Source organism: Streptomyces malachitofuscus, assembly GCF_055571035.1.
This window is the reverse complement of sequence record NZ_JBVIGA010000019.1, coordinates 183,935-190,667: the sequence shown is the minus strand read 5'-3', so window position 1 is coordinate 190,667 and position 6,733 is coordinate 183,935. Positions and strand designations below refer to the sequence as shown.

Genomic DNA, 6,733 nt, shown 5'->3' with positions numbered 1-6,733 from the left:
GTGCCGATGGGGTGGATGGGCGGGAGGTAGACGACGTCGAAGCCCATCGCGGCGATCGCGGGCAGGCGGCGGGCGGCGGTGTCGAAGGTGCCGTGAGGCTGCTCGGGTGTGCCCTCGGAGCGGGGGAAGAACTCGTACCAGGAGCCGTACAGGGCCCGTTCGCGTTCCACCAGCAGCGGCAGCGGTTCACTGCTGGTGACCAGCTCCCGCAGCGGATGCCGGGCCAGCACCGCGTCCACCTCCGGCGTCAACGCCGCCGCCAGCCGGGTGGCGCAGGGCAGGGAGTCGTCGCGCAGGGTCCGGACCGCCGCCAGCACCACGTCCTGTCCCTCGTCCCGCGGCACTCCGGCCGCCGCGCGCTCGTGGAGGTCGGCGCCCTCCTCCAGCACCAGTCCGGCGTCGATGCCCGCCGGGACCTTGATGCCGGCGGTCCTGCGCCAGGTGGCCACGGGGTCTCCCCATGCCTCGACGCGGTAGGTCCACAGGCCCGTGCCGTCCGCGACGACCTCCGCGCCCCACCTGTCCGTTCCGGGCGCCAGCTCCCGCATCGGCGTGAACGGACCCGGACGGCCCTCCGGGTCCTTCAGCACCACATTGGCGGCCACCGCGTCGTGCCCCTCACGGAACACGGTGGCCGAGATCTCGAACGTCTCACCCACGACGGCCTTCGCCGGCCGCCGGCCGCAGTCGACGGACGGCCGGACGTCCCGTACCGGGACACGACCGATGGTCCGGGTCGTCTTCATGGGTCTTCGCACCTCCGCCGTGCTCGGCGCCCGGGCGGACGCCCGGGCGTGGGACGAAACAGCGGCGGGAAGGTCAGGGCCTTCCCGCCGGGGAGCGCCGCTCGAAGGCCGGCGGGCCCCGCCTGACCGTGGCGGCCGGACGGGGCCTGTCGTTCTGCTCCTGCAGATAGGTGACGGCGGTGGTGCGCAGGTACCGTTCGGCGGCGTCCGCCGCCTCCCGCGCGCAGCGCTTTCCCATCAGCACGCAGAGGGTGTAGCCGGAGTCCTCGAAGGTGGCCCGCACCGTGTGGTCGGTGGGGGCCGCCAGCATCACGCGTTCCCAGGCCCGGTAGCGACGCAACTGCCGGGCAACTTCGGCTTTGGCGGGTAGCAGCATGCGCCGTTCACCTTTCCGGGGCTCGACGGAGGCGCGTTGTCCCGACGGTCGGGCGGGAGCGTGCGCACAGATGCACGGACCCGTAACGGCGATCGAGGTCTTCACACATGGTGCACGGGTGATGACGCAACGTCTTGTTGGATTTTCAACCAGGCTCGGTGGGGGTCTCCGGCCGGTCACGGCCCGTGGTGTGCTCAGTTGTCACCCCCTACGCCTCAGCCGTGCGCTCGTGTTGCACGAATGGACCAACCCCCGCACTCTGAAGGTGACTCAGAAGCGATACCCGCTCACGTTCCGTGTTCGGGGACTCGTCCCGAAGGGGCGAGAAGGAGCGCGAGCATTCGCGGTGAGGAGCCAACGACCATGAAGACCGCAGTGCCCTGCTACTACCACCTCGACGTGGAAGTCAGCCCGGAGAAAGTCGGACAGGTCAGCCGCATACTGGCCGCTCACCTCCGGTTCTGGGACCTGGAGAACCTGATGGAACCGGTCTGCGGCGGCGCCGAGATGCTGCTGCGCGCCATCGACGAACACGCCACCGACAAGAACACGTCGATCGAGATGTGGTGGAACGGCCAGCACCTCATCACGGCCATCGGGGACCACGACCGCGCCCTGCGCCCGGACCAGGAGCTGCGCGGCTGCCTGCAGCACATCGCCGCGAGCAGCGACGGCTGGGGCTGCTGCGCCACCGAGACCGGCAGCAAGGTCATCTGGTTCTCGCAGCGCGCCCGCGCCGGCGAACGCGTCCCTCTGGTGCCCACGGCGCCGGACCCGCGCGAGAGCGAGGGCCTGGACCTGCCCCGCGAGGTGAGCGTGGCGACGCTCACCGGCCGCGTACGAACGCCGGGCGGCCTGCTGGAGGAGGTCCGGTGACCCGGCGACACACCCGGAAAGGGGCGCCCGCGTGGAGCGGGCGCCCCTACCCGCTGGGTGCGGCCTACGACGGGGAGGGCACCAACTTCGCGCTCTTCAGCGAGGTCGCCGAACGCGTGGACCTGGTCCTGGTGGACGACGACGGCCGGCACCGCACGGTACGGCTCACCGAGGTCGACGGCTTCGTGTGGCACGGCTACCTCCCGGGCGTCGGCCCCGGACAGCGCTACGGCTACCGGGTGCACGGCCCCTGGGCGCCGGCGGCCGGCCACCGCTGCAACGCGGCGAAACTCCTCCTCGACCCCTACGCCACCGCCGTGGACGGACAGATCGACAACCACCCCTCGCTGTACGAGCGCGACCCGCACGGCCCCGACCCGGCCGACAGCGCCGGCCACACCATGCTCGGCGTGGTGACCGACCCGGCCTTCGACTGGGGCGACGACATCCGGCCCTGCCGCCCCTACTCCGACACGGTGATCTACGAGGCCCACGTCAAGGGCATGACCCGCACCCACCCCGACGTCCCCGAGGAACTCCGGGGCACCTACGCGGGGTTGGCGCACCCCTCCGTGGTCGAGCACCTCACCTCGCTGGGCGTCACCGCCGTGGAGCTGATGCCGGTGCACCAGTTCGTCCAGGACGGTGTGCTGCAGAGCCGCGGCCTGGCCAACTACTGGGGCTACAACACCATCGGCTTCTTCGCCCCGCACAACGCCTACGCCGCCCACGGCACCCGCGGTCAGCAGGTCACCGAGTTCAAGAGCATGGTGAAGACCCTGCACGCGGCCGGGCTCGAGGTGATCCTGGACGTCGTCTACAACCACACCGCCGAGGGCAACGAGAAGGGCCCCACGCTCTCCTTCCGGGGCATCGACAACTCCTCGTACTACCGCCTGGTGGACGGCGACTGGCGCCACTACTACGACACCACCGGCACCGGCAACAGCCTGCTGATGCGCCACCCGTACGTGCTCCAGCTGATCATGGACTCGCTCAGATACTGGGTCACCGAGATGCATGTCGACGGCTTCCGGTTCGACCTCGCGGCCACCCTGGCCCGGCAGTTCCACGAGGTGGACCGGCTGTCGGCGTTCTTCGACCTCATCCAGCAGGACCCGGTGATCAGCCGCGTCAAGCTGATCGCGGAACCCTGGGACGTGGGCGAGGGCGGCTACCAGGTGGGCAACTTTCCGCCGCTGTGGTCCGAGTGGAACGGCAAGTACCGTGACGCCGTGAGGGACTTCTGGCGCGGGGAGGAGCACACGCTCGGCGAGTTCGCCTCCCGGCTGACCGGTTCCTCCGACCTCTACGCCCACAGCAGGCGCCGGCCCCGCGCCAGCGTCAACTTCGTCACCGCGCACGACGGTTTCACCCTGCGCGACCTCGTCTCATACCACGACAAGCACAACGAGGCCAACGGCGAGGGCAACCGGGACGGCGAGAGCAGCAACCGGTCGTGGAACTGCGGCGCCGAGGGCCCCACCCGCGACCCGGGCGTGCGCGAACTCCGTGCCCGTCAGCAGCGCAACTTCCTCGCCACGCTGCTGCTGTCGCAGGGCATCCCGATGCTCTCCCACGGCGACGAACTCGGCCGCACCCAGCGCGGCAACAACAATGCCTACTGCCAGGACAACGAGATCAGCTGGATCGACTGGCGGCTCACCGGCGAGCAGCGCGGCCTGCTCGACTTCACGCGCCGGCTCATCTCCCTGCGCGTGACCCATCCCGTGCTGCGCCGCCGCCACTTCTTCCGTGGCGAGACCGTGCGCCACGCCGGCCAGCCGCTGCCCGACCTGGTGTGGCTGCTGCCCGATGCCCAGGAGATGACCGACGACGACTGGCAGCGCTCCGACGCCCACTCGGTCGGGGTGTTCCTCAACGGCGACGCCATCGCCGAACCCGGCCCGCGCGGCGGGCGGCTGGTCGACGACTCGTTCCTGCTGCTGCTCAACAGCCACTGGGAACCGGTCGACTTCCGGCTGCCGGACGCCTCCTACGGCGAGCGCTGGACGGCCCTGATCGACACCGCCGACCCGGAGGGCGCCCCTGACGAGTCGGAACGCAAGGCCGGCACCACCCTCACCGTCGACGCCCGCAGCCTGGTCCTGCTGTCCCGCCCGTCCCGCAACCCGGAGTGACGGGCGGTCCCGGGGAGGTCAGCGCTCGCGGCGCGAGGTCACCGTGAACTGGGCCCCCTCGTTGTCGCGGAGCACGGCCTCCTCGGGCCCCTCGGACAGCACACTGCCGCCGTGCCGCTCGGCGGCGCGGGCACACGCCGCCACGTCCTTCACGGCGAAGTGCACCTGCCAGTGCGGGCGGATCGCCGGATCGGGCGCCGAGCCCACCGCCCCCGACTCGATGCGTGCCACCACGTCCCCCTGGCTGCGCAGCACCACCTCCTCGCCCTCGTAGTGCACCTCGCAGCAGCCGGGTTCGTCGGACGCCCAGTCGAAGACCCCCCCGTAGAAGATCGCCGCGTCGAAGGCGTCCCGGGTGTGCAGCCGGATGAAGGCGAGCTGTGCGCGGCGCCAGGTGGGCCAGTCGGTGAACAGCTCGCCCTCCCAGATCCCGAACGTCGCGCCGTCCCGGTCGGCCAGCAGTGCCGCGCGACCGGGCGGCAGGGAGATCGGGCCGACCGCCGTGGTGCCGCCGCGCTCCTGCACCCGGGCCGCCGCGTCGTCCGCGCTGCGCACCGCGAAGTACGGCGTCCATGCCACCGCCATCTGCCACATGCCCGCCACCGCGGCGATCCCGGCCACCGGCTGACCGTCGGCCAGGGCGATCCGGAACCGGTCGCCCAGGCGCACCGGACGCCACTCCCAGCCCAGCACGGCCGTGTAGAACTCCTCGGTCGTCTTCACGTCACGGCTGGTCAGACTCACCCAGCAGGGCGCACCGAACACGGAGTGCGTCGAGACGACGTCTGTCGCGCCGGCGGGGGAGGGCATGTCGTGGTTCATGGAAGTCGCGTCCTGATCTCGTCGGCCTGGCAGCCACCCGGATGGCACCAGTGTCCGCCGTCTACCGGCCCGGGCGCCTGCCGAGTACCCCGGCGGTGCCCCCGAAACGGTGCCTCCGGCCGCCTCCGGGTCACCCCGGTGGCACAGGGCGGCCCGAGTGGAGACCATGGATGGATCGGACACTGGGTGAAGGCACTCAAGCACTATGCGAAGGCACCACGAGAGCGGCACACCGGACCCGGAGGTGACCATGCCCACGGACGGGGGCGCGGACCGGATTCTCCAGCTGGAGGAAGAGGTACAGCAGCTGAAGGACGCGGTCGTCTCGCACGCGGTGGTGGACCAGGCGATCGGCATGATCGTCGCACTCGGACGGGTCTCGCCCGACCAGGGCTGGGCGGTGCTCAAGGAGGTCTCCCAGCGCACCAACATCAAGCTGCGCAACGTCGCCGACATGATCCTCGTCTGGGGGCGCACCGGACTGCTGCCCACGGAGGTGCGTACGGTGCTCGAGGAGGTCCTGGACCGGCTCGGCCCCACCCGGCTCCCGGGCGTGCGGCCCGAGCGCTGACGCCACGCCCGGCGCCGGGGCCGTTCAGCCGGCCTCGGTCCGCAGTTCCTCGCGCAGCTGCGCGAAGCAACTGCTGAGCAGCCGGGACACATGCATCTGCGAGATGCCGAGCTGCGCCGCGATCCCGCTCTGCGTCATGCCCTTGAAGAAGCGCAGGTACAGGATGAGCCGCTCGCGCTCCGGCAGGGCCTGAAGACAGGGCCGCACCGCCACCCGGTCGACGACGGTGTCGTAGCCCGGGTCCGGACCGCCGATCGCGTCCTGGAGGGCGTACCCGTCGGTGCCCGGCATCTCCGCCTCCAGCGACAGCGCGGAGAAGCACTCCAGCGCCTCCGTCCCGGTGCGCACCTCGTCCTCGGTGAGCTGGGCGTACGCGGCGATCTCGGCGACGGTGGGCGACCGGCCCGGGGTCGTCTGCGACAGTTCCTTCGCCGCGTGCCGCACGCGGTTGCGCAGGTCCTGGACCCGGCGCGGTACGTGCAGGGTCCACATGTGGTCGCGGAAGTGGCGCTTGATCTCACCGGTGATGGTGGGCACCGCGTAGGCCTCGAAGGCGTTGCGGCGCGCCGGATCGTAATGGTCGACGGCCTTCACCAGACCGAGGGCCGCCACCTGGTAGAGGTCCTCCAGGGCCTCGCCGCGGCCCCGGAACCGGACGGCGATCCGCTCGGCCATGGGCAGCCACGCCGTGACCAGCTCGTCGCGCAGCGCCCTGCGCTCCGGCCCTTCGGGCAGCCCGGCCAGACGGGCGAAGGCCCCAGCCGTGTCGGGGGCGTCGTCGTGGGAGTGCGGCTTCCTGGGACTGACGGTACGCATCACGCGCACCTCCCTGAGCGGGGTGCCGGATGGACAGACCTCGTGGGAAGCGGCGACTCGGACCGGGACGGGCCCGGGGCCGGCGAGCCGGTTCCCACGGACGTGCCTCCTGTCCGAAGCACTGAGAATTCCATTCCCCGTCCGCCCGCATTTCAAAACGGCTGCCGGAATCCACGCACCTCGCATTCCGGAAATGCGCACGGTCCGGAAGCGAGGGAATTCGTGCGGTGAAATCGGCGGGCGGGCGCGGACGGCACCGGGCATCCCGCCCGGGGGCGCGCACCGCCCCTGCTGTCCCCTGGGGACCGGCGCGGCGGACGTGATGTGCGGCACGCCGCGGCCCGGCCCCGGTCCGCCGGTCGGGGGATTCCTCCAGCGCAGCGCT

Annotated in this window: 7 protein-coding genes; 3 read left to right on the top strand and 4 right to left on the bottom strand. The window is 71.5% G+C overall.

The window, feature by feature from the left end; genetic code table 11:
* Both ACZ44S_RS26535 and ACZ44S_RS26530 read right to left on the bottom strand, forming a co-directional pair.
* Positions 1-746, bottom strand: a 746-nt coding sequence (locus tag ACZ44S_RS26535) for a maltotransferase domain-containing protein (RefSeq protein ID WP_466933189.1), incomplete at its 3' end; no start/stop codon positions are given.
* A 73-nt stretch (positions 747-819) separates the two neighbouring features.
* On the bottom strand, positions 820-1,122 hold the full coding sequence (locus ACZ44S_RS26530; protein WP_361033860.1) for a DUF5133 domain-containing protein: 303 nt from the start codon (positions 1,120-1,122) through the stop codon (positions 820-822).
* Positions 1,123-1,485: 363 nt separating this feature from the next.
* Between ACZ44S_RS26530 and ACZ44S_RS26525 the strand changes: the two genes are divergently transcribed.
* On the top strand, positions 1,486-1,998 hold the full coding sequence (locus ACZ44S_RS26525; protein WP_466933185.1) for a pep a2: 513 nt from the start codon (positions 1,486-1,488) through the stop codon (positions 1,996-1,998).
* On the top strand, positions 1,995-4,139 hold the full coding sequence (glgX, locus tag ACZ44S_RS26520) for a glycogen debranching protein GlgX (protein WP_466933183.1): 2,145 nt from the start codon (positions 1,995-1,997) through the stop codon (positions 4,137-4,139). Before ACZ44S_RS26525 ends, glgX begins: the two co-directional genes overlap by 4 nt.
* Before the next feature lie 18 nt (positions 4,140-4,157).
* Here glgX and ACZ44S_RS26515 read toward each other — a convergent pair whose 3' ends face one another.
* On the bottom strand, positions 4,158-4,961 hold the full coding sequence (locus ACZ44S_RS26515; RefSeq protein ID WP_466933181.1) for a VOC family protein: 804 nt from the start codon (positions 4,959-4,961) through the stop codon (positions 4,158-4,160).
* A 250-nt stretch (positions 4,962-5,211) separates the two neighbouring features.
* Here ACZ44S_RS26515 and ACZ44S_RS26510 point away from each other — a divergent pair, with 250 nt between their 5' ends.
* Positions 5,212-5,532 (top strand): ANTAR domain-containing protein, encoded by a 321-nt coding sequence (locus tag ACZ44S_RS26510; RefSeq protein ID WP_466933179.1) that lies wholly within the window; start codon positions 5,212-5,214, stop codon positions 5,530-5,532.
* 24 nt (positions 5,533-5,556) lie between these two features.
* On the opposite strand, the gene ACZ44S_RS26505 is transcribed toward ACZ44S_RS26510, so the two are convergent.
* Positions 5,557-6,348, bottom strand: coding sequence for an RNA polymerase sigma factor SigF (locus tag ACZ44S_RS26505; RefSeq protein WP_466933178.1), 792 nt, complete (start codon positions 6,346-6,348; stop codon positions 5,557-5,559).
* Positions 6,349-6,733 lie beyond the last annotated feature (385 nt).